Annotated in this window: 1 protein-coding gene; it reads left to right on the top strand. The window is 68.4% G+C overall.

The genetic code is table 11. The annotated features are described in order from the left end of the window. The first annotated feature begins 305 nt into the window (after window positions 1-305). A complete protein-coding gene (locus EJC49_RS25445; RefSeq protein WP_126702715.1) occupies window positions 306-1,307 on the top strand; it encodes a 2-hydroxyacid dehydrogenase in 1,002 nt (333 codons plus the stop codon). The last annotated feature ends 550 nt before the right edge of the window (window positions 1,308-1,857 follow it).

The raw sequence follows: 1,857 nt of genomic DNA, 5'->3' as shown, positions 1-1,857 counted from the left end.
AGGCCGCTCGGGCCCACCGGCTGCGCGGCGGCCGCGCCCTGCGCGCGCGCCTCGGTGACGGGCTGGAACGCGATGAGGCCGGCGAGCGCCGCGACGGCTGCCACCAGGCCAGGCCACTTGGAAACGGACACGATACGACCTCGTCTTCCACGGCTCGCCGGTCCGACGCACGGACCCGCGACGATCCTGTTTTTCTTTGTCATCCCCCCGGCCTGTTGGTACACATGACCCCGGGCCGGGCATGTTTCCGACTATCGGCCATCTTGGTTAAAGAGGTCTCAACAGGGCCCGGATTCGAGGACACCATGGCGGGCAGAAAAAAGCCTCTCGTCGTCATCACGCGCAAGCTGCCCGATCCCGTCGAGACGCGCATGCGCGAGCTGTTCGACGCCAGGCTCAACATCGACGACCGCGCCATGACCCAGCCCGAGCTGGTGGCCGCGGTGCGCGAGGCCGACGTGCTGGTGCCCACCATCACCGACCGCATCGACGCCGCGCTGATCGAGCAGGCCGGGCCGAACCTCAAGCTGATCGCCAATTTCGGCAACGGCGTCGAGCACATCGACGTGCAGGCGGCGGCGAAGAAGGGCATCACCGTCACCAACACGCCCAACGTGCTCACCGAAGACACCGCCGACATGACCATGGCGCTGATGCTCACCGTGCCGCGCCGGCTGATCGAGGGCGCCAACACGCTGCGCGGCGACGGCAAGTGGTCGGGCTGGTCGCCCACCTGGATGCTCGGGCGCCGCATCTGGGGCAAGCGGCTCGGCATCGTCGGCATGGGCCGCATCGGCATCGCGGTGGCGCGCCGCGCCAAGGCCTTCGGCCTGTCGATCCACTATCACAACCGCAAGCGCGTCGCCCCCGCCATCGAGGACCAGCTGGAGGCCACCTACTGGGAAAGCCTCGACCAGATGCTGGCGCGCATGGACATCATCTCGGTCAACTGCCCGTCGACGCCCGCGACCTTCCATCTCCTGTCGGCGCGCCGGCTGGCGCTGATGCAGCCCACCGCCTACATCGTCAACACCGCGCGCGGCGACATCATCGACGAGGCGGCGCTGATCCAGATGATCCAGGACGGGCGGCTGGCCGGCGCCGGGCTCGACGTCTTCGAGCACGAGCCCGCCATCAATCCCAAGCTGGTCAGGCTCGCCCAGCAGGACAAGATCGTGCTCCTGCCGCACATGGGCTCGGCCACCATCGAGGGCCGCATCGACATGGGCGACAAGGTCATCATCAACATCCGCGTCTGGGCCGACGGCCACCGCCCGCCCGACCGCGTCCTGCCGGGCCGGGTGTGAGGGGTCTCCTTTATCCTCCCCCGTTCACGGGGGAGGGGGACCATGCGAAGCATGGTGGAGGGGGCGCACGGTGACCATGCAATTGCCACCCCCCCGAAGGGAGATGTTGAAAGGGCGAAGACCACCGCACCGTGAGATGCCGGCAGGCAGAGGGGGGCGCGCCAGAACGCCGCGTTTGCGAAGAAACGGGCGAGACGCCGGAGAGCCGATCTCCCCCCTCGTGGGAGAAACTGGCGTCGTGCGTCCTTCGAGGCTCGCCCGCCGGGGCTTGCACGCTATGGCGGCAAGGTGTGCGGGCTCGCACCTCAGGATGAGGACCGTTTGTAAACGGCGGCCCTTGCCCGATGAATCCGAGCACCGCCATCGAGGCGGAACCCCGGAGCGAAGCCGCACAAACGGTCCTCATCCTGAGGTGCGACCCTGAGCTTGTCGAAGGGGAGCCTCGAAGGACGCACGACCAATCAGCCACCAACGGCCCTCATCCTCGAGGGTCCGAAGGACGGGCGAGACCCGTGGCTCGCCCCGGCCGGCAGGCAGAGGGGGGTGTGCC

The organism is Aquibium carbonis (assembly GCF_003970795.1).
Lineage (GTDB): Bacteria > Pseudomonadota > Alphaproteobacteria > Rhizobiales > Rhizobiaceae > Aquibium > Aquibium carbonis.
Note: the sequence above shows the minus strand (reverse complement) of the source record. Positions and strands in the feature narration are given on the sequence as shown.

Coding starts and splice junctions, on each gene's coding strand:
- EJC49_RS25445 (WP_126702715.1), top strand. CDS start 306: ATGGCGGGCAGAAAAAAGCCTCTCGTCGTCATCACGCGCAAGCTGCCC.